Source organism: Flavobacterium sp. HSC-32F16, assembly GCF_024171645.1.
Taxonomy (GTDB): Bacteria; Bacteroidota; Bacteroidia; order Flavobacteriales; family Flavobacteriaceae; genus Flavobacterium.
In genome coordinates, this window is the sequence record NZ_JALKAC010000002.1 from 319,854 (window position 1) to 342,109 (window position 22,256).

The following is a 22,256-nucleotide window of genomic DNA, read 5'->3' on the forward strand; positions in this document are numbered from 1 at the left end:
AAGTTTCTTTTTTATATAAGTCTTTTTAATAGCAACTTTGCGACTTCGCTACTGATAGCTATTTGGATTGCGAGCAATTTTCTATGTTTAAAAAACTTAAAATAATCTCGCAAACATAGTATTCTTTAAGAATATATTCCGCCGTTAATATTGATAATTTCTCCTGTAATATAGCTTGCTTTTTTAGAAATCAAAAAGCTTACCAAATCTGCTACTTCTTCGGCTTCGCCAAAACGATTTACCGGAATAAGTTTTAATAATTCTTTTTCGTCCAGTTCACTTGTCATATCGGTTCTAATAAAACCCGGCGCAACAGCATTTACTGTAATATTACGTTTTGCCACTTCTTGTGCCAATGCTTTTGTTGCTGCAACAATAGCGCCTTTTGCAGCTGAATAATTGGTTTGTCCTGCAGTTCCTTTTACTCCGGAAACCGAAACTATATTTACGATTCGGCCATATTTATTGCGAAGCATTTTTTGAATAAAAAACTGTGTCACATTAAAAAAACCGTTTGCACTTGTATTCATAACACTATTCCAGTCCTGCGGCGTCATCCACATAAAAAGACCGTCTTTTGTAATTCCGGCATTATTAACAATCGCTTCTACAGTTGCTTCAGGATTTGCTTCCTGCCATTGTGTTAGAACGTTTTGCACTTGCTCGAAATTGGCAACATCAAAACCTAAAATTTCTCCGGTTGCTCCTAATTTTTGTATTTCTTGTAATGTTTCTTCGGCAGCGGTTTTGTTTGAATGGTAATTGACCAAAATATGATAATTAGATTCAACGGCTAATTTTTTACAAATAGCACTTCCAATTCCTCTTGAACCTCCTGTTACTAATACACACTTCATAAGTGAAATTTATTTCTTTTTCTTAGCTGCTGGTTTCGTTGCCGATTTAGCTGCTGGTTTGGTTGTTTTTGTTTCTTGTTTTGGGGCTTCGGCCGGAGCTGCAACAGGCTGAGGTTTTTCGGCTGATTTTGAAAATAATTCAGCGTTTTCAAACCATTGATTGCTTAATACCGTTCCGTCTGGTTTAAGAAAACCCCATTTTCCTTCATTCTTTACTCTTGCAACACCATCGATAAAACCTTTGTCCTGTTGTACAAACATGGCAATAATAGCATTTGTTGTAATACCGTATTGTGTAGGGATTACTAATTTTCCTGATTCATTGATAAATCCCCAATTACTTTCTTTTACCGGTGCTAAACCATTTGTACTGAAAACTTCGGCATCGCTGTAAGTTGGTTCAATAACAAATTTTCCTTCCGGATTAATGAATCCCCATTTTTTTCCAACTAAAACTGGAGCAAGATTTTTTGAAAAAGCTTTTCCTTTATCATATATAGGAAGAATGGCCCAATTTCCTTTTAAATCAATGTAACCAATTTTTCCGTTCTTTTTGGCAAAAGTTAAATCCTGAGTTTCAAAATCCCAGATTTTTTCGGCTCCGTCAACCGGAATAAATTTTCCGCCGCTTACCAATCCAAAAGTTTTGTCTTTTCTTGCCCAGGTTGTGTTTTTAAAATAGTTTCCAATTTCAGCATAAGCCGGTTCAACTACTTCTTTTCCCTCCGTATTTATAATTCCCCAGTTTTTATTTAGTTCTACTCTTGCAAAACCATTTTCAAAAGATTTGATCTGATCGTATTTTGGCTCTAAAACAATGGCCATTTTATTGTTGATCAAACCCACTTTATTGTTTTGCCTGATAAAAGCAACACCATTATTAAAATCGAATAATTTATCTGATGCAGGAGCTTTTTGAATTTCACCTTTTTTATCAATATAAACCCATTCCTTATCTTTTTGTACAGTGGCGATTCCGTTATTAAAATCTTTGGCATCCTTAAAATCTGCAGGAATTACCCAAGTACCTTTAGTATCAATAAAGCCCCATTTTCCACCGTTTTCAACAGCAGCTAAACCTTCAGAAAAACTTCTGGCCGATTTATATTGGGGTTCTATTTTAAAAGATCCGTCTTTGGAAATATATCCAATTTTAGAATTCTTTTTAACTAATGCCAGTTCTTGACTATTAACAAATTGAATACTTACCAGCAGCAAAAAAATAAATGTCTTTTTCATGATTTTAAAGTTCAATGTTTAATGATTAAAAAGCTAAAACTATTTGGGGCAGTTTGTATTGATTTTTAATTGTTGATCAAATGATCTTTTACTTTTTGAACGAAAGGATACATTACCTGATCTTCCTTAAATGTTGGAATTATGTTTCGAATTTCATCGTACCATTTTTTAGAAACAGACGAAATTTTATCTTTTTGTTCTAAATAATCAATGGCCTGAACGATGGTGATCATTTCGATGGCTAAAACTTCAAAAGCATTTTCGATTACTTTTGAGGTAATAACAGCCGAGTTGGTTCCCATACTTACAATATCCTGATTATCGTTGTTATTTGGAATACTGTGAACATACATTGGGTTCGAAAGCATTTGGCTTTCTGCCGTTGTAGAAGTTGCTGTAAACTGAACACCCTGCATTCCGAAATTGAAACCTAAGGTTCCTAAATTTACAAACGGAGGCAGTAATTCGTTGATTTTTGAATTCAATAAATAATTCAATTGACGTTCTGCCAGCATCGTTAATTTTGTAATAACGATTTTCAGTTTATCCATTTCAAGTGAAATATAATCTCCGTGGAAATTTCCTCCGTGATAAACGTGTTTGTTTTTTACGTCGATAATTGGGTTATCGTTTGCTGAGTTAAATTCGTCTTCTAAAATAGAAGCAACATTATTAATCGTTTCTAAAACCGGACCTAAAATTTGAGGAACGCATCTTAATGAATAATATTCCTGAACTTTTTCTTTGAAGATTTCTTCGGTGTTTTCGCCCGAATATAAATGGTCTTCTCTTTTACGGATCAAAGTGCTGTTTGAAAGATTCTGACGCATTTTCAGTGCCACTTCCTGCTGTCCTTTATGACGTTTAGTCTGGTTTAATTCTTCAGAGAAATGATCATCGTAAGCCTGAACTAATTCGTTGATTGCACAAGAAGATTTTAATGACCAGTCTAATAGTTTTTTAGCGTGATATACATTTACAACTCCAATCCCGGTCATAACCGAAGTTCCGTTGATTAATGCCAGACCTTCTCTAATTTCTACCTGAATTGGTTTTAAACCTTCAATTTCAAAAACTTCAGGAGTTGGTCTTCTTTCGCCTTTATAAAAAACTTCACCTTCGCCAATTAAAACCAAAGCTAAATGAGACAATTGAACTAAGTCACCGCTGGCACCAACGCCGCCGTGTTCGAAGATTAAAGGAGTAATATCTTTATTAATCAGTTCAGACATTAGGTTGATAACTGACGGATGAACGCCTGAATTTCCTAACGAAAGTGTATTTAATCGAGCCAAAATTGCTGCTTTTGCACAAATTGGGCTTAACGGTTTTCCTGTTCCAGAAGAGTGGCTTCTAATTAAATTATATTGAAGCTGAATTTGATCAGACTCTTTAATTCTATATTGCGCCATTGGGCCAAAGCCGGTATTTACGCCATAAATTACTTTGTTTCCTGAAAATTCTTTTAGGAAATTGAAGCTTTCGTTTACTCTGTTTAGAACCGTATCGCTGATTGTAACTTTTTGATTTCCAAAGATTATCGACTCGAATTCTTCTAAACTTAAATATTCATTAATTGTATTCATTAAATTGGATTTGGTTGTGCTAATTTAATTTTATTTATCAAAATAAATGTAGTTATTTTGATGATGGCAAATGTAGGCTAATAATTGATAATATTTTTATTATGACAAAGGAGTTTGTAGATGTTTTAGTGATAGGCGCCGGACCGTCCGGATGTGTGTCTGCATCGTATCTTCATAAGAACAATGTTAAGGTAAAAGTTGTAGAAAAACAAAAGTTTCCGAGACTTGTTGTTGGCGAAAGCTTAATTCCGAGAGTAATGGATCATTTTGCTGAGGCAGAATTGTTTGAGGCTCTTGATGCAATGAATTTTGAGAAGAAACTTGGAGCTCGCTTTATAAGAGGCGAAGAAATCTGTGTTTTTGATTTCAGTAAAAAATTTGGTGAAGGCTGGGACTGGACCTGGCAGGTTCCTCGCGCTGATTTTGATAATACAATGGCTCAGGAAGTGGTTCGCAAAGGTGTTGATCTGGAATTTGAAACTGAAGTTCTGGAAGTTTCTTTTGAAGGGAAAAAATCAAAAACGATCGTAAAAGATAAAGATGGGAATTTAAAAGAAATCCACGCCAATTTTATTATCGACTCAAGCGGATACGGACGTGTACTGCCAAGACTTTTAGATTTAGATACGCCCTCGAAATTAGATCCACATTCTTCTATTTTTACGCACGTAAAAGATATTAACAGAGAAGAAGGAGAAGAAGGAACGCAGATTTCATTTGATATTCTGGAAACCGAGGTATGGCTGTGGGTAATTCCATTTTCTAACGGAAATACCAGTTTAGGTGTTGTTGGGCCTACAGATTTTATTAATTCTCTTTCAGAAAATAAAGATAATGCTGAGGCTTTGAAAAATGCAATTCAAAAATCGGATTATTATATTAAAAGATTTGCGGGCACAGAATTTTTATTCGAACCGGTTAAATTAGAAAACTATTCGAGAGCTGTAAAAAAAATGTACGGCGATGGTTTTGCTTTAACTGGAAACAGTTCTGAATTTTTAGATCCGGTTTTCTCATCCGGTGTAGCTTTTGCAACTGAATCTGGAATGCTTGCCGCAAAATTATATTTAAAAGAATCACAGGGAATTGCTGTTGACTGGGAAGTTGAGTTTACACAATATATGAAACGAGGTATAGCAGTTTTTACCACTTATGTTCAGGAATGGTACACAGGAAATTTACAGACTTTATTTTTCCATCAGCCGGAAAATCCAGAAGTAAAAGAAAAAATATGCGCTGTTTTAGCAGGTTATGTCTGGAATGAAGAAAATTCGTTTGTCAAGAAACATGACCATGTAATAGCCAATATGGCGTATTTACTAAATATGCAAAAAGAACAAAGCCCTGAATAATCAGGGTTTTTTTATGTCTGAAAAGTTGTATTTTTGTTGGGCAGGGAATTTATTTGTTTTAAAAGTATTAAAATGGTATTTTACAGTACCATTTGTAAGATACGGATTCTCTTTTTATTCTTAATTATTATCTTTGAACTATGAGTACAGTAATAAAACCAAATCATGTAGGACGAAAAATTAGTCGTATTCGTGAACTAAGAGACATGAAACAAGAGGCGCTTGCACAAGCTTTAGGTACAAATCAACAGGCAATATCTGCAATGGAAAATAGTGAAACTGTAGATGAAGAAAGATTAGCAGAGGTTGCAAAAGCTCTTGGGGTAAGTGTCGAGGGAATTAAGAATTTTTCAGAAGAAGCAATATTCAATATTATTGGAAATACAATCAATAATCATGATAATGCATCAATGAATTCAAACATTCAATATCAGCCAACATTTAATCCACTTGATAAAGTTATTGAATTATACGAGCGTTTGGTTCAGGTTGAAAAAGATAAAGTCGAATATTTGGAAAAATTATTTAAGGAGAAATAAATTTATAAGATAAAGAATTAAAAAACTCTTTTAAAAAAACATTAATAAACAGAAAAGGATCCGCAAGGATCCTTTTCTGTTTATTATAATATTAAAAATTATTACCAGAACTTAACATACAATGCCACAATAATAAGCAGTGTAATTACAATTAAAACGGTAGTTTGTGGTTTAACTTTAAACATTCCCGGTTCAGTTTCAAACGCTTTAGGATTTACTTTTGGACCTGCGAAACTCATTATGATCATCACTAACATAGTGAAGAAGAATGATAATCCCATACAGATATGGAATGGAATTTCAAAAGCGCCTTTACCATTAGGGTAAGCTGTGTATAAAAGAGTATCATTTCCAAATAAAGCCGGAGCATATTCGTTAAATAAAACGGATAATGCGAATCCTAAAATTACCCCAACAATTGCAGCAGCTCCAGTGGTTCTTTTCCAGAACATACCAAGGAAGAACATTGCGAAAACTCCAGGGCTGATGAATCCAGTGTATTTTTGAATGTAAGTGAAACCACCAACACCGCCAATACCAAGAATATCATTCCATGTAAATAAAACTGCCAAAAGCATTGCTGCGAAAACGGCAATTCTGCCAATGTTTACCTGCTGTTTTTCACCAGCTTCTTTTTGGATGTATTTTTTATGAATATCTAAGGTATAAATTGTCGAAATACTGTTTACTTTTCCTGCTAACGAAGCTACAATTGCAGCGGTTAAAGCCGCAACAGAAAGTCCTTTTAATCCAGTAGGAAGGAAAGTCAATACAGCAGAGTAAGCACCGTCTTTTCCTCCAACTAATTGAGGCAAATGTCCGTTTGTATATAAAACATAAGCAGCAATTCCAGGAAGCATTACAATAAGCGGCATTAATAATTTAAGCATACCAGCGAATAAAATTCCTGTACGGGCTGTTTGTAAATCAGCACCAAGAGCTCTTTGCGTAATGTATTGGTTACATCCCCAATAGTTTAAGTTGATGATCCAGATACCTGCAACATATGACATAAGACCTGGGAAAGTTAAATACTTGTCGATTTCAAGCTGAGACGAAGTCGCAGTTGGTTTTGGAATAATCATTTTGAAATGTTCCGGAGCCTCTTTCATTAAAACTTTAAAACCGGCGATAGCATTTTCGCCCACTCCAAAATATTGTCCAACCGTTGTTAGAGCAATATAAGAAGTTACTAAACCTCCAATAATTAAAACGGCTACCTGAATAACGTCAGTATAAGCTACCACTTTCATTCCCCCAAGAGAAATAAACAAGGCAAAAACAGCTAAACCAACCATAATAACGTGAAGATATTCACCGCCGGCAAGTCCGTTTATGGCAACAGCACCCAGATATAAAATAGAAGTTAAGTTTACAAAAACATATAAAAACAACCAGAAAACCGCCATAATTAAAGCAGTAGATTCATTATAACGTGTTTTTAAGAACTGCGGCATGGTGTAAATCTTATTTTTAAGATATACAGGAATGAACCAAACTGCTACAATAATTAAAGCAACAGCTGCCAGCCATTCATAAGCTGCCACTGCGATTCCTAAAAAGAAACCTTCACCGCTCATCCCGATAAATTGTTCTGCTGAAATGTTTGAGGCAATTAATGATGCTCCAATCGCCCACCAGGTTAAATTTCCTTCCGCAAGAAAATAGGCTTTAGCATCTTGTTCGTCTTGTTTACGTTTTCGGTAAACTGTGTAACCGTAGACAGAGACTACGATGAAATAAATAATAAAAACCGCATAATCTGCGAAAGCTAGGGTTGGCTTCATTGGTAATAGTATTTTAGATAATTAGTATAGGTGATTGTTTTGTTGTAAAGTTGAAAATGTTTATTCTGTTATATAAATTTGTTAAAAATGAAATATGTGTTTTTATTCTGTTATTTTTTTATGAAAACAGGAACGAAAGCCAAATTTAAAATAAAAACTTAAAAAACAGCTATTGTAAATGTGTTATTTACATTTATGACTAAATTATTATGTTAAATTTTAAATTTGACCATTTTAATATTCAATGTTTAGCGAATATTAACATCGCTTTTATAATGAATATCAGATTGCTGTCTTATAATTTCGGCGCTTTTTTCAGGAGTAATATCTCTTTGAGATTCTCCCATCATTTCATATCCCACCATGAATTTTTTTACTGTTGCCGAGCGAAGCAATGGCGGGTAAAAATGCATGTGAAAATGCCATTCAGGATGATCCAGTCCATCTGTTGGAGCCTGATGAATTCCTGATGAATATGGAAAAGAAGTGCTGAATAAATTATCGTATTTGATTGTTAGCTGCTTTAAAATTTTCGCGTAAGCGGTAACTTCTTCGGCACTAAAATCAGTGATTTTGCTGATGGGTCTTTTACTTACAATCATTGTTTCGTATGGCCAGATTGCCCAAAACGGAACTAATGCTACAAAATGATCATTTTCAATTACAATACGGTTTCCTACTTTTAATTCGGCCTGAACGTAATCTTCTAGTAAGGTTCTTTTGTTTTTTTCGTAATAAGATTTTAAACTGTTATGCGTTTTTTCAACCTGAGTGGGTAATGATGACTGCGCCCAGATTTGACCATGCGGATGCGGGTTGCTGCATCCCATAACACTTCCTTTATTTTCAAAAATCTGTACGTGATTAATATATTTAATGTTTCCTAAGTCTGCGTATTCTTTCTGCCATGTTTTAACAATGTTTTCGATATCAGAAACTTCCATTTCCGGAAGCGTTAAATCGTGTCTTGGTGAAAAACAAACCACTCTAGAAATTCCTTGTTCAGGTTCTGCTTTAAAAAAAGTATGTTTAATATCTTCCTCAAAAATGATTTCGTCTTGTTTTAAAGCCGCAAAATCATTGTCGAACACAAAACTGTTTTTGTATGCCGGATTATTTACTCCGTTTGCACGAACATTTCCGGGGCATAAATAACAGTTTGGATCATGTTTTGGAAGAGTTTCGGCCGAAATCACCTCGTTTTGTCCCTGCCAAGGGCGTTTTGCGCGATGAGGTGAAACCAAAACCCATTCATTAATTAAAGGATTAAAACGTCTGTGGGGATCTTCGTTAATGTCAAAATTTTTCATTGTGTTGTTCTGGTATTAAAGTAATGTTGTTCCGTTTGAGACTTTTACGTCATAAAATTTTAATTCAATCCCAAATGTATCTAAATAAAGATTTGAAAACTTACGTTTTACCTCATTTTCGTACCCTTTTTTAATTAAATTTATGGTACAGCCGCCAAAACCACCGCCCATAACACGAGAACCAATGATATTTTCATCTGCTTTTGCAGTATCTACAAGCATGTCTAATTCAACACAGCTTACTTCATATTCCTGAGACAAACCATAATGTGTTTCAAAAAGCAATTGTCCTAAAAGTTCTATGTCTCCTTTGTCCAGAGCTTCGCAGGCTTTTATAACACGGTTAATTTCTTTTACAACAAAATGCACCCTTTTAAAAACCGTTGGGTTTATTTTATCCTGAATACTTAAAAGCTGTTCTTCAGAGCAGTCTCTAAAACTTTTAACTTCAGGAAAATTCTCTTTAATAATCGATAATCCTTGTTCGCATTCAATTCTGCGCGTGTTATATTCAGATGTAAAAAGAGAATGCTTTACATTGCTGTCGAATAAAATCAGCGAATAATCTTTAAAATCAGCATTATGATATTCAAAATCAAGTGTGTTGCAGTCTAACTTTATCACTTTGTTTTCGATACCGTGAACACTTGAAAACTGATCCATTATGCCGCAGTTAATTCCAACCCAGTGCTCAGCTTTTTGTCCTAATAATGCTATGTCAATTTTTTCGATTTTTAAATCAAAAAGTTGTTTAATCCCAAAGATCATTCCGCACTCTAAAGCAGCCGAAGAAGATAATCCCGAACCAACGGGAATGTTACTGCTAAAAACACAGTTAAATCCTTCAAACGCAAATCCGTTGTCTTGCAATTGTTTGATAACACCGCGAATGTAATTCGTCCAGACAACATCACTTAATTTTACTTCCTGAGTTAAATCAATTTCAAACTCTTCATTTAAATCGATTGCGAAAACTTTTGATTTTTTTGAATTGTTTTTTGCAAAGGCAAAACAAATTACTTTGTCAATTGCAGCCGGCAGAACAAAGCCGTCGTTGTAGTCAATATGTTCTCCAATAATATTAATTCTTCCTGGAGAAAGCACCACTTTTTCTGGTTGAGAACCAAAAGACTTTTCAAAAAAAGCGGTAGTATTTTGTATTAAAATAGCATTCATTATAATTGTAATTGGTTGGTAGTTTTTAGTTGATCTTTTCGAATTTATAAACAGTTTTCTGAATATATTCTTCGCCTTTCTTTAAAACAGAATCAGGAAAATGTGCCTGATTTGGGGCGTCTGGAAAGTTTTGAGTTTCAAAACAAATCCCGCTTGTTTTATGGTAAACAGCATCGCTTTTTCCTTTCAAAACATCAAAACAATTACCTCCTACATATATATGTACACTTGGCTGGTTGGTGTAAACACTCATTTTTAAATTGTTTTTTGAGCTGAATAATGCCGCCGCAACGGTATTAGTTTGATTAATTACAAACGAATTGTCTATGGAAGACGGACAGTTTTTTTCTGTTCTAAAATCAAAATCATGATTCGTAAGCGCGGTAAAATTTCCGGTTGGAACGTTTTCATGATTCGTTTCCAGCATTTTATCGGCATCAATAAAAATCTTCTGATCCAAAACACTTTCATTGTGTCCGTCAAGGTTAAAATAACTATGATGCGTTAAATTTATAATTGTATCTTCTGTAGAAACAGCTTTATAATCTAATTTCAATTCATTCATTTCCGTAAGTGTATACGTCAAATTAACCTGTAATTCTCCAGGATAATTTTCATCCAGATTTTCACTTAAAAGAGTGAAAGTAATAGACGGATTTCCCCCCAAAGTCTGATTGGTTACAGACCATACTTTTTTCCCAAAACCTGTATTACCGCCATGAAGCGAATTTCCGTTATTGTTTTTGGTTAATTCGTATGATTTTCCATTTAAAGTAAAAGCACTATTATGGATTCGTCCGGCATAACGCCCAACAGTTGTTCCAAAATAAGGCGCACTTGGCAGGTAATACGATTCTAAATACGAAGAAAGAGAATCAAACCCTAATACCACATCAACAATTTTTCCTTTAGAAGTTGGAATTTCTAAAGAAGTTACGGTTGCTCCATAATTTATGATCTGAACTTTCATGCCGTTTTTATTCGATAATTCGAAAGAAAGAATTTCGGTATTATCTGGCATAAAACCAAAAGATTTAGAATTAGAAGTTTCCTGAAAATGCGATTTATGTTTTATTTCCATGTAAAATTTGCCAAAAGTGAAATTCAAAAATAAAAACATTCTTTGTTTTTACATACCAGTACCTACCAGTTTTTGTATATTGCGCAAAATTCCATTTCAAGATGAATATTATTTCGATTCAAAACAACATTGGACTGCCAAAATATAAGCAGATTATTCTTTCAATAGAAAAGGCAATTGAAGAAGAGAAATTGGTTAAAGGCGATCGTCTTCCATCAGTAAATAAAGTATGTCTGGCATTTTCATTGTCTCGCGATACAGTTTTACTGGCGTATGATGAACTCAAAAAAAGAGGAATTATTTATGCCATTCCCGGAAAGGGATATTACGTTAAAAGCGTTGAAATCACTATAAAACAGAAGATTTTTTTACTTTTTGATGAGCTGAATATTTTTAAAGAAGACATTTATAATTCTTTTTTAAATAACATTGGTAAAAATGTTCAGGTCGATATTTTCTTTCATCATTTTAACAGTCAGGTTTTTCAAAAGCTGATAAACGACAGCAACGGAAATTATACCAAGTATATTTTGATGCCTACAAATTTAAAAGATATTGTTTCATCTATAAAAACCCTACCAGTAGGTGATGTCATTATTCTTGACCAGACCAATCCGGATTTAAAAATTTACCCTGCGATTTATCAAAATCATCAGAATGATATTTTTGAAGGATTGCAAAAAGGAAAAGAAAGATTGAATAAATACAAAAAACTGATTTTAATTTTTCCCGGATTTCGCGAACCACTCGGAATGAAATTGGGTTTTGAAGATTTTTGTGACGAATATAATTTTGAATCTGAAATTATAACTGAATTCACCAAAAGAGAAATTACCGTTGGCGATTTGTATGTAATTCCAAATGATAGAGATTTGGTTCGGGTAATCGAAAACGCCTCAGAACAGAATTTAAAACTGGGTTCTGATTTTGGGATTATTTCTTATAATGAAACGCCGCTGAAAAAAATTGCCGCAAACGGAATCACGACCATTTCGACTCATTTTGAAGCAATGGGAAAAATTCTGGCCGAAATGGTTTTGAAAGGCAGGAAGGAACAAATCGAAAACAAATCGTCTTTAATAATGAGAAATTCTTTGTAGCGAATTGACAAGAAATTTAGCACTCAAGTTGTTATATCACAGCTAAAGCACATTTTGTTTAAAAATTCTGTTGTTTATTAATAAAAAAAATAAAAATGTTATTTCTTGTTTTTGATTATTTATTTTGCTTACATTTGCAAATGTAAATTTTACACTTATAAATGTTTTAGCGATTAGTGTTCATAATAATCGCTTCGACATGGTTAAAAGGATAATAATTTTGTTTATTTTTTTTAATAGTAGTTTTATTGAAGAAAAAACCCTGAAAGTTGTGGATTTCAGGGTTTTGTTTTTTTATAAGTTAAGAGCAAAATTGTTTAACAGCTTTTCCTCGTATTTTTCTTTATTAAAAGTGTAGAGATAAGATCCTTTTCTGGACGACTGCATATCTTTTTCCTCTAATTTGTTTAAAATCTCAAGAGAATTTATTTTACTGATGAAATTTCGTTTGTCCAATTCCTTACTTAAAATAGCTTCATATAATTCTAAAAGCTGGCGCATGGTGAATTTCTCAGGAAGAAGTTCAAATCCAATTGGTTTTATTGAAGTTTTATATCGAAGTCTTTTAATGGCATTATCAACCATTTCGTTGTGGTCAAAAATTAAGTTTGGCGCATCGTTAATAGGGAACCATTCTGCATGATAATTTCTAATTAGTTCCGCATTATGGTTTTCGATATTGATCAAAGCAAAATACGATACCGAAATGGTTCTTTCTACTGGGTCACGATCAATTTCACTATAAGCATACAACTGCTCCATATAAATATCATTCAAACCCGTGTAGGTATTTAAAATCCTGATAGCTGCATCATCTAAAACCTCGTCGCGTTTTAAAAATCCTCCAATCAAAGACCATTTTCCCTTTTCGGGTTCAAAATCTCTTTTAATTAAAAGTATCTTCAGGCCCTCGCTGTCAAATCCAAAAATAATACAATCTACCGCTAGTAAAACCTTATCGGCAGAGCTATAACTGTTTAGCATACTCAATATTTTATTGGTAAAGATATAAACTTCCTAAATTGTTTCATAATTCAATAATGTGATTTTTACACTTATGTAAATATATACAAAATCATGAAGTTTTAACCATTGATTCCAGCAGATTAAAACCGTTTATAATTACTTCTTTTGAGCAGGTTTTAATATCGAAATCAGGACCAAAGGTAAAAACATTTTTAAAAGAGATTTCGTATGAAGATTATTATTTTTTTCTTTTAAAAATTTCTTAGTCCAAAAATTGTTATAAAACTCTTATATAGTATGGTTTTTTGTAAAATTTATAATTTTTCAACTTTTAGCGATTGTTAGATTAAAAGTTTAAAAACCGCTGTTTATAACGGTTTTTAAAATCATAATTGCGAAATCTGTTTTTTGCAACCAGTTGTTTTAAGATTTTAATTTGTTTTTAAGACTATTTTTTATTTAAATTTACAAATGTTAAAGAAACACTTATTTAAGTTTATGTAAGAACAAATCAAAAACCAATAACTAAAAACTAACCTGAATTAATTTTTCTAAACGTCACCAACCACAATAGACTATGAAAAAAACACTACTACTATTGTTTGTTACAATTTGTATACAGACAATTTCTGCGCAGAAAGAATCAATAGTTATTTCTATAAAAAATGATCCAGCTGCGGCCACTATCAATAAAAATATTTACGGTCATTTTGCTGAACATTTAGGACGTTGTATTTACGGCGGATTTTTTGTTGGCGATACGTCAAAAATTCCAAATACAAACGGAGTCAGAAATGATGTTATTAAAGCCTTAAAAGATTTAAAAATTCCAAATTTAAGATGGCCGGGAGGTTGTTTTGCCGATACGTATCATTGGAAAGATGGAATAGGTCCAAAAGAACAAAGACCAACTATTGTAAACCAATGGTGGGGCGGCGTTACAGAAGATAATAGTTTTGGAACTCATGACTTTTTAAACCTTTGTGAAGTTCTGGGTGCTGAACCTTACTTGTCTGGAAACGTAGGAAGCGGAACAGTTCAGGAATTTGCAGATTGGATTCAATATGCCAATTTCGGCGGTAAAAGCCCAATGAGCGATCTGCGTAAAAAAAATGGAAGAACAGAACCATGGAAAGTTAAATTTTGGGGAATTGGAAATGAAGCCTGGGGTTGTGGCGGCAACATGACCGCAGAATATTACGCAAATGAATACCGCAAGTTTGCCACTTTTATGGCCGACTGGAGCAATACAGGCGGTATAAATCGTATTGCTTCCGGAGCCAACAGCAGTGATTATAACTGGACCGAAGTTTTAATGAAAAACATTCCGCTTACTATGCTTGGCGGTGTTGGTGTTCATCATTATTCAGTTATTGACTGGAATAAAAAAGGGGATGCCGTTAATTTTTCGGAAGAACAATATTTTAAAACCATGAAAGAGGCTTTAAAAATGGAAGAATTAGTAACCAAGCATGCTGCAGTAATGGATAAATACGATCCTGAGAAAAAAGTGGACATGGTAGTTGATGAATGGGGAGGATGGTATAATGTAGAAAAAGATACAAATCCCGGATTTTTATACCAGCAAAATACGATTAGAGATGCCGTTTTGGCCGGAGCAACGCTTAATATTTTCAATAATCACGCCGATAGAGTTCGAATGGCAAACTTAGCCCAGTGCGTAAACGTGCTTCAGGCTGTAATACTGACTGACAAAACCAAAATGATCTTAACGCCAACGTATCATGTTATGCAAATGTACAATGTGCATCAGGATGCGAAACTGTTGCCTTTAAGTTTCAATTCGCCATTATATACATTTAAAGAACAAACGCTTCCGGCAGTTTCGGCTTCGGCTTCAAAAGATAAAAATGGTGCAGTACATATTTCATTAGTAAATGTTGATGCAAAAAATAAACACAAAATCGAAATTGATACAAAAGATTTGGGTGTGAAAAATTTTACGGCTCATATTATCACTTCTTCAAAATTACAGGATTTTAATTCTTTCGAGAATCCAAATAAAATCAGTCCCGTAACATTTAAAGATTTTGATACGAAAAAAGGAAAATTAGAAATCAATTTACCGCCTTTTTCGGTTTTGGTTTTAGAAGGAAAGTAGATCAAAAAAAGAGAAAAATCAGATAAAATTAAGATAGAAAAGCAGATCGCATTTTACCGTTTTTGATATAAAGATGAAATAATCGCATTTAAATAAATGTTATTTAAACGTTTATTTTTTCTTTAAACCTTAAAACGCTGTTTTAGTGAAGTATCTGCAAAAAAATATCATAGCTTTTTTATTAAGTGTTTTTTGTACACTTATAATATTTTATAAGTATATTTGTCACCATTAAAATAAATTTCGAATGAAAAATTATGTCATAGGATTAGATTACGGAACAGATTCTGTTCGTGCAGTTCTTATAGATACTGAAAATGGGCAGGAATTGGCATCCAATGTTTCTCATTACAAAAGATGGAAAAATAAGCAGTATTGCGACGCATCCATAAATCAATTTCGTCAGCATCCTTTAGATCATATCGAAGGATTAGAAATTACGATTCAAACCGTTATCAAAGAAAGCAAAGTTGATCCAAAATTGGTGCGTGGAATTTGTATTGATACAACTGGATCTTCTCCGGTTCCGGTTACTAAGGACGGAACTCCACTCGCTTTGACAAAAGGTTTTGAAGAAAACCCAAATGCAATGATGGTTTTATGGAAAGACCATACGGCTATAAATGAAGCAAACGAAATCAACGAACTGGCGGTAAGCTGGGGCGGAGAAGACGTAACGAAATACGTTGGAGGAATTTATTCTTCAGAATGGTTCTGGGCAAAAATCCTGCACATTGCCAGACAAGATGAAGCGGTTAGAAATGCTGCACACACCTGGATGGAGCACTGCGATTTAATGACGTATTTGTTAATTGAAGATAAAGATTTAAAAACATTCAAAAGAAGCCGTTGTGCAGCAGGTCACAAAGCAATGTGGCACACAGACTGGAACGGATTACCACCAGTTGAATTTTTAGAAAAATTACATCCGTATTTAGCGCAGCTTCGCGGTAATCTATATGATGAAACGTATACATCTGATTTATCAGCAGGAAAACTAAGCCAGGAATGGGCAGATCGTTTAGGACTTTCTACAGAAACTGTTGTGGCTGTTGGAACTTTCGACGCGCACTCAGGAGCAGTTGGAGCTAAAATCGAAGAAAATACTTTGGTTCGCGTTATGGGAACTTCAACTTGTGACATCCTGGTTGGTTCTTATGATGAGATTGGAACAAAAACAGTTAGAGGAATCTGCGGACAAGTTGATGGTTCTGTAATTCCGGGCTTTATTGGTTTAGAAGCAGGACAATCTGCTTTTGGAGATTTATTGGCTTGGTACAAGGAATTATTGCTTTGGCCGACAGATCATTTATTGGTTTCTTCATCTGTTTTGAATGATGCTCAAAAAGAACAGTTAAGAGAAGAATTCAGCGATAAATTAATTGTTGAATTGACTAAGGAAGCAGAGAAAATCCCGGTTTCAGAAAGTCTTCCAATTGCTTTAGACTGGATTAACGGACGTAGAACTCCAGATGCTAATCAGGAATTAAAAAGTGCTATTTCTAATCTTTCTTTAGGAACAAAAGCACCACATATTTTTAAAGCTTTGGTAAACGCAATTTGTTTTGGAGCGAAGAAAATTGTAGATCGTTTTGAAGAAGAAGGAGTAAAAATCGACAGCGTAATCGGAATTGGCGGTGTTGCCCGTAAATCTCCTTTCATTATGCAGACTTTGGCAAATGTTTTAAACAAGCCAATTAAAATTGCAGCTTCAGATCAAACTCCGGCTTTGGGTGCAGCTATTTACGCAGCCGTTGCAGCCGGAATTTATCCAAACGTTATCGAAGCAAGCCAGAAAATAGGAAGTGATTTCGACGGAGAATATTTCCCTCAGACAGATAAAGTTGAAGCCTATCATAAACTGCTTTTAGCATACGAACAACTAAGTGCTTTTGCAGATCCAAACCTTAAAATTTCGCAGCATGAGTTCTCTCTATAAAGATTTAAAACAAGAATGTTACGAAGCCAATATGCAGTTAAATGCATTGAATTTGGTTGTTTACACTTTTGGAAATGTAAGTGCCGTAGACAGAAAAAATGGTGTTTTTGCCATTAAACCAAGCGGTGTTCCTTATGAAGATTTAAAACCGGAAGATATTGTAATTGTGGATTTTGACAATAATATTATCGAAGGAACTATGCGTCCGTCATCTGACACAAAAACGCATGCCTATTTATACAAATACTGGCCAAATATTGGCGGCGTTGCGCATACACATGCAACGTATTCTGTGGCTTGGGCACAATCTCAATTAGATATTCCGATTTTCGGAACAACGCATGCCGATCATTTAACAGCTGATATTCCGTGCGCACCGCCAATGGCAGATTCACTTATCGAAGGGAACTATGAACACAATACCGGAATTCAGATTCTGGATTGTTTCAAAGAAAAAAATCTTTCTTACGAAGAAGTAGAAATGATTTTGATAGGAAATCACGGTCCGTTTGCTTGGGGGAAAAATGCAGCAAAAGCGGTTTACAACAGTAAAGTTTTAGAAGTTGTGGCAGAAATGGCATACCTGACTTTACAAATAAATCCAAACGCGCCAAGATTAAAAGATTCATTAATAAAGAAACATTACAACCGTAAACACGGAAAAGATTCGTATTACGGACAATAGTTTTTGTTTCAGGTTTTCTTTGTTTCAAGTTTCAAGTTGTTGGAACGTGAAACTTGGAACGTGAAACAAACAAAAACAAAAACAATATTATAACAAATCGAGTTTTCAGATTCCAACAACCTGAAAGCTGAAACTTGAAACAAAATAAACAAAAGACATGATAGACATTTCTCAAAAAGAAGTATGGTTTGTAGTAGGAAGCCAGGAATTATACGGTGAAGAAACATTAAGAAAAGTAGCAGAACATTCACAGATTATTGCAAAAGGATTAGACGATTCGTCTAGTATTCCGGTAAAAGTGGTTTACAAAGATGTGGTAAAATCTCCATCTCAGATTTTAGATGTGTGTTTGGCTGCGAATTCTGCTAAAAACTGTATCGGAATTATTGCCTGGATGCATACTTTTTCACCAGCAAAAATGTGGATTGGCGGATTAAATATCCTTAAAAAACCATTATGTCATTTACATACACAATATAATGCTGAAATTCCGTGGGGAAGTATCGACATGGATTTTATGAACTTGAACCAATCTGCTCACGGAGATCGTGAATTTGGTTTCATCATGTCTAGATTACGTAAAAAACGTAAAGTTGTAGTTGGACACTGGGAAGATCAAAGAGTTCAAAAACAATTAGGAATCTGGTCAAGAGTGGTTCTTGGATGGGACGAACTTCAAAACTTAAAAGTAGCTCGTATTGGAGACAATATGCGTGAAGTTGCCGTTACTGAAGGTGATAAAGTAGAAGCTCAAATTCGTTTTGGCGTTTCAGTAAACGGATACGATTCTTCCGATGTGACCAAGCATATTGAAAAAGTAACAGATAAAGAACTAAACGATTTATTAGCGGTTTACGAACAATCATACACTTTAACGGATTCTTTAAAAGAAGGTGGAGCACAAAGAAGTTCATTAGTTGAAGCAGCAAAAATCGAATTAGGATTAAGAGCTTTCCTTGAAGAAGGAGGATTTGGAGCTTTTACAGATACATTTGAAAACCTTGGAGTTTGGAAACAATTACCAGGAATCGCTACACAAAGATTAATGGCCGATGGTTATGGTTTTGGCGGCGAAGGAGACTGGAAAACGGCTGCAATGGTTAGAGCTTTAAAAGTAATGAATATAGGACTTGAAGGCGGAACTTCTTTCATGGAAGACTATACGTACCATTTTACACCTCAAAAATCATACGTTTTAGGATCGCATATGTTAGAAATCTGTCCTTCTATTGCTGATGGAAAACCTTCTTGTGAAGTGCATCCGTTAGGAATTGGCGGAAAAGAAGATCCTGCTCGTTTGGTATTTAATTCACCTGCAGGAGATGCAATCAATGTTTCTTTGGTTGATATGGGAACCCGTTTCCGTTTAATTGTAAACGAAGTAGAAGCAATTAAACCAATGGCTGAATTACCAAAATTACCAGTTGCAAGAGTTTTATGGGATTGTAAACCAAACCTTGAGATCGCAGCAACGGCATGGATTTTAGCCGGGGGAGCGCACCATACCGTTTACAGCCAGTCATTAACAACAGAATATATGGAAGATTTCGCTGACATCGCGGGAATCGAATTATTGGTTATTGATGAAAAAACTACGGTAAGAGAGTTTAAAGATAAGATCAATGCGAATGAAGCGTATTTTCATTTGTTTCAACATGGACTGTAATTAAGGTACTGAGATTCTGAGTTGCTAAGGTTCTAAGTTTTTTTTATTACTTTTAAACTTCTCACATTTTACCTTTCACAATAATAAAAAAATATCATTTATGAATGTATTAAAACGTTGTATTTTTGGAATCGGCCTCTTAAGTCTGGCTTTAATTTCAGTTCAATGCAAAAGCGATAAAAAAATGGATACTACAGTTTCAGATCAAAAAGAAGCAGTAACGATTGTAAAATCTTCTTACGGAACAACTGCAAAAGGAGAAAAAGTTGACAGTTACAAATTGAAAAACCAAAATGGGATGGAAGTCGATATCATCACTTTTGGCGGAAGAATTACAGATTTAAAAGTACCAAATAAAGAAGGTGTTTCAGAAAACGTTGTAATCGGATTTAGTTCTTTAGCACAATACGAAAAAGAAAACCCGTTTTTTGGAGCTTTAATTGGAAGATACGGAAACCGAATTGCTAAAGGGAAATTTACTTTAGACGGAAAAGAGTATCAATTAGCCATAAACAATGCACCAAATGCTTTACACGGTGGACCTCAGGGATATTTTAATGTGGTTTGGAAAGCAGATGAGGTTAAATCTGGCGAAACAGCTTCTTTAAAATTATCTTATTTAAGTAAAGATATGGAAGAAGGATACCCTGGAAACCTAAAAGTTTTTGTGACTTATACATTGACGAATGATAACCAGTTAGAGGTTTTATATGAAGCAACGACTGATAAAACAACGGTTGTAAATTTAACACAGCATTCGTATTTCAATTTATCCGGAGATTTTACAAAAACAATTCTGGATCACGAATTGACTTTAAATGCAGATAAAATTGTTCCGGTTGATGCGACTTTAATTCCGACAGGAAAATTAGAAGATGTTGCCAATACGCCTTTCGATTTTAGAAAACCAAAGTTAATTGGAAAAGACATCGAAGCTAAAAACGAACAATTAGAAAAAGGAAAAGGTTACGACCATTGCTGGGTATTGAATAATCCAGAAAAAGGAAAAACAATCATTGCAAAGGTATACCACGCACCAAGCGGAAGAGTTTTGGAAGTAACAACTGATGAACCTGGAATTCAGTTTTACTCAGGAAATTTCCTTGATGGAACTTTGCCAACTCCAAACGGAGGAACTTTTGCTCACAGAACAGGATTATGTCTGGAAACAGAACACTATCCGGATTCTCCAAATCAGAAAAATTTCCCAACAACGGTTTTAAACCCGGGAGAAAATTATAAAACTAAAACTACTTTTAAATTCTCGGTAAAAAAATAGTTTTAGAATTTGTTTATTAGTTCAATTCTCTAAGAAACCTCGAAAAGTAAGACTTTCGAGGTTTTTTTATTTCAACCATTCTGTTTTACATTTGAAGGATAATATAAAAATTAAAAAAAGTGATCGTGAAAAGAATAATTATTTACATACCTATATTAATTTTATTTACTCAAAGTTGTCAAAACAAGGATAACGGCCAGTTAAAAAACAATTCTATTGTTAAAAGTGATTCGGTAAAAAAAGTAGAAGTTAGTTCTGATGCGAATACAAAAGAGCAGATAGAATTAGTTGAAAATTTCATGAAATGGTATATTAACAATAGTAATTTATTGGATAAATTCGATACTATTGGCGGTGGAGCAATGGATGTGCAGGGAAATGATGAGGCAAAAAACTATTATGTGGATTTCAGCGAAGTTGAAAAATACATTACAGAATTGAAAAAAAGTGACTTCTTAACGGCTGGTTTTCTTAATGATGAGAAGCAAAGGTTTGTAGAAGGAGATAAATATTTTAAAGAAAATCCGGAGAACGATGCTCCACCAATTGGTTTTGATTATGATCGTTTCTTTTTTACACAAGAATCTCTTGAAGATGTTTTGCCAGATATTGAAAAAAGTAATTATGTTGTTACTCAAAAGAATGATTTTATTTCAGAAGTTAGGTTTTCTCTGCCTATGACTGGAGTAAAATATAAATATACTTTAAAAAAAAACAGACGCTAAATGGGCTATTGAAAAAATAGATTTAGAGCAAAGACCATAATAATGGGGATTTGAAATTGAATAATTGATTTGAAAAAAATGTATTATGGCATTCAAACATATATTTAAAGCAGAATTAAACTGGACTTCAAAAAAAGAAGAAAATCCATCTTTAAAAATTTATAATAAAAATCATCAAATTAAAATTGAAGGAAAACCAGTTTTAGATGTTTCGGCTGCAAAAGCCTTTAAAGGCGATGCATCATTATATAATCCAGAAGATTTATTGTTGAGTAGTTTAGTTTCCTGCCACATGATGTCTTATTTATATGTCTGCTCTCAAAACGGAATAGAAGTTATTGAATATTCAGACAATGCCGAAGCGACACTCGAAGTAAATCCAGACGGAAGCGGACGTTTTGTTGAGGTTAGATTATATCCAAAAGTAAAAATTTCTAATCCAGATGAAATCGAATTAGCTTTAGAGTTACATTTTAAAGCCAATCAATTGTGTTTTATAGCGAATTCTTGCAATTTTCCTGTTTTGCATAAGGCGAGTTGTGAGGTTTAAACCATATAAGTTATATGAAATATAAACAAGAGTTATAAAACGACAGCTATTAAATGAACTTATATAACTTATATGGTGGAAATAATATTCCTAAAACTAAAAAAACCTCTTCCGTTAAGAAGAGGTTTTAAGTACCCGGAGCCGGAGTCGAACCGGCACGGTTTCCCACAGGTGTTTGAGACCAGCGCGTCTACCAATTCCGCCATCCGGGCTTAGCAGACGAAAAAACAAGTGATAAATCAATTGTTTTAACGCAATAGAATGATATCATATAATGGTGTCATTCCTTTAACACGG

General features: G+C 34.1%; 18 protein-coding genes and 1 tRNA gene. 10 read left to right on the top strand and 9 right to left on the bottom strand.

All coding sequences use genetic code 11. The annotated features are described in order from the left end of the window. Positions 1-125: 125 nt before the first annotated feature. The 3 genes from fabG to hutH all read right to left on the bottom strand — a co-directional run bounded on the left by fabG (position 126) and on the right by hutH (position 3,682). A complete protein-coding gene (gene fabG, locus L1276_RS07995; protein ID WP_253786630.1) occupies positions 126-857 on the bottom strand; it encodes a 3-oxoacyl-ACP reductase FabG in 732 nt (243 codons plus the stop codon). A 9-nt stretch (positions 858-866) separates the two neighbouring features. Next, a complete protein-coding gene (locus tag L1276_RS08000; RefSeq protein WP_253786632.1) occupies positions 867-2,096 on the bottom strand; it encodes a WG repeat-containing protein in 1,230 nt (409 codons plus the stop codon). 65 nt (positions 2,097-2,161) lie between these two features. Continuing rightward, positions 2,162-3,682: a histidine ammonia-lyase gene (hutH, locus tag L1276_RS08005; RefSeq protein ID WP_253786634.1), complete on the bottom strand. Its 1,521-nt coding sequence runs from the start codon at positions 3,680-3,682 to the stop codon at positions 2,162-2,164. 101 nt (positions 3,683-3,783) lie between these two features. Between hutH and L1276_RS08010 the strand changes: the two genes are divergently transcribed. Beyond that, a complete protein-coding gene (locus L1276_RS08010) occupies positions 3,784-5,034 on the top strand; it encodes an NAD(P)/FAD-dependent oxidoreductase (protein ID WP_253786636.1) in 1,251 nt (416 codons plus the stop codon). Between the two features lie 140 nt (positions 5,035-5,174). Next, entirely contained in the window at positions 5,175-5,573 is a 399-nt protein-coding gene (locus L1276_RS08015; RefSeq protein ID WP_253786638.1) for a helix-turn-helix domain-containing protein, read from the top strand. A 101-nt stretch (positions 5,574-5,674) separates the two neighbouring features. Here L1276_RS08015 and L1276_RS08020 read toward each other — a convergent pair whose 3' ends face one another. From L1276_RS08020 to L1276_RS08035, 4 genes are all read right to left on the bottom strand, one after another. Continuing rightward, positions 5,675-7,360: a sodium/sugar symporter gene (locus L1276_RS08020; RefSeq protein WP_253786640.1), complete on the bottom strand. Its 1,686-nt coding sequence runs from the start codon at positions 7,358-7,360 to the stop codon at positions 5,675-5,677. A 248-nt stretch (positions 7,361-7,608) separates the two neighbouring features. Further along, a complete protein-coding gene (locus L1276_RS08025) occupies positions 7,609-8,670 on the bottom strand; it encodes a UDP-glucose--hexose-1-phosphate uridylyltransferase (RefSeq protein WP_253786642.1) in 1,062 nt (353 codons plus the stop codon). Positions 8,671-8,685: 15 nt separating this feature from the next. After that, entirely contained in the window at positions 8,686-9,846 is a 1,161-nt protein-coding gene (gene galK, locus L1276_RS08030; RefSeq protein ID WP_253786644.1) for a galactokinase, read from the bottom strand. Positions 9,847-9,871: 25 nt separating this feature from the next. Next, positions 9,872-10,927, bottom strand: a complete 1,056-nt coding sequence (locus tag L1276_RS08035; protein ID WP_253786646.1) for an aldose epimerase family protein — start codon at positions 10,925-10,927, stop codon at positions 9,872-9,874. A gap of 101 nt (positions 10,928-11,028) precedes the next feature. On the opposite strand from L1276_RS08035, the gene L1276_RS08040 reads away from it, so the two are divergent. Beyond that, positions 11,029-12,027 carry a GntR family transcriptional regulator gene (locus L1276_RS08040; RefSeq protein WP_253786648.1) on the top strand — a complete coding sequence of 333 codons (999 nt, stop codon included), beginning with the start codon at positions 11,029-11,031 and terminating at the stop codon, positions 12,025-12,027. A gap of 294 nt (positions 12,028-12,321) precedes the next feature. Here L1276_RS08040 and L1276_RS08045 read toward each other — a convergent pair whose 3' ends face one another. Next, positions 12,322-13,011: an NUDIX domain-containing protein gene (locus L1276_RS08045; RefSeq protein ID WP_253786650.1), complete on the bottom strand. Its 690-nt coding sequence runs from the start codon at positions 13,009-13,011 to the stop codon at positions 12,322-12,324. 559 nt (positions 13,012-13,570) lie between these two features. Between L1276_RS08045 and L1276_RS08050 the strand changes: the two genes are divergently transcribed. From L1276_RS08050 to L1276_RS08080, 7 genes are all read left to right on the top strand, one after another. Next, positions 13,571-15,115, top strand: coding sequence for an alpha-N-arabinofuranosidase (locus L1276_RS08050; RefSeq protein ID WP_253786652.1), 1,545 nt, complete (start codon positions 13,571-13,573; stop codon positions 15,113-15,115). Between the two features lie 247 nt (positions 15,116-15,362). After that, positions 15,363-17,054 carry a ribulokinase gene (locus L1276_RS08055; RefSeq protein ID WP_253786654.1) on the top strand — a complete coding sequence of 564 codons (1,692 nt, stop codon included), beginning with the start codon at positions 15,363-15,365 and terminating at the stop codon, positions 17,052-17,054. Further along, the gene (locus L1276_RS08060) at positions 17,038-17,739 is read left to right on the top strand and encodes an L-ribulose-5-phosphate 4-epimerase (protein ID WP_253786656.1); all 702 of its coding nucleotides are present in this window, start codon (positions 17,038-17,040) and stop codon (positions 17,737-17,739) included. Before L1276_RS08055 ends, L1276_RS08060 begins: the two co-directional genes overlap by 17 nt. Before the next feature lie 157 nt (positions 17,740-17,896). Continuing rightward, positions 17,897-19,405 carry an L-arabinose isomerase gene (gene araA, locus L1276_RS08065; RefSeq protein ID WP_253786657.1) on the top strand — a complete coding sequence of 503 codons (1,509 nt, stop codon included), beginning with the start codon at positions 17,897-17,899 and terminating at the stop codon, positions 19,403-19,405. A gap of 100 nt (positions 19,406-19,505) precedes the next feature. Further along, positions 19,506-20,684: an aldose epimerase family protein gene (locus tag L1276_RS08070; RefSeq protein WP_253786658.1), complete on the top strand. Its 1,179-nt coding sequence runs from the start codon at positions 19,506-19,508 to the stop codon at positions 20,682-20,684. A 125-nt stretch (positions 20,685-20,809) separates the two neighbouring features. Continuing rightward, positions 20,810-21,409, top strand: coding sequence for a hypothetical protein (locus L1276_RS08075; RefSeq protein ID WP_253786660.1), 600 nt, complete (start codon positions 20,810-20,812; stop codon positions 21,407-21,409). 85 nt (positions 21,410-21,494) lie between these two features. After that, positions 21,495-21,959: an OsmC family protein gene (locus tag L1276_RS08080; protein WP_253786661.1), complete on the top strand. Its 465-nt coding sequence runs from the start codon at positions 21,495-21,497 to the stop codon at positions 21,957-21,959. 132 nt (positions 21,960-22,091) lie between these two features. Here L1276_RS08080 and L1276_RS08085 read toward each other — a convergent pair. Beyond that, positions 22,092-22,171: transfer RNA gene (locus L1276_RS08085), tRNA-Leu, on the bottom strand. Positions 22,172-22,256: the final 85 nt, after the last annotated feature.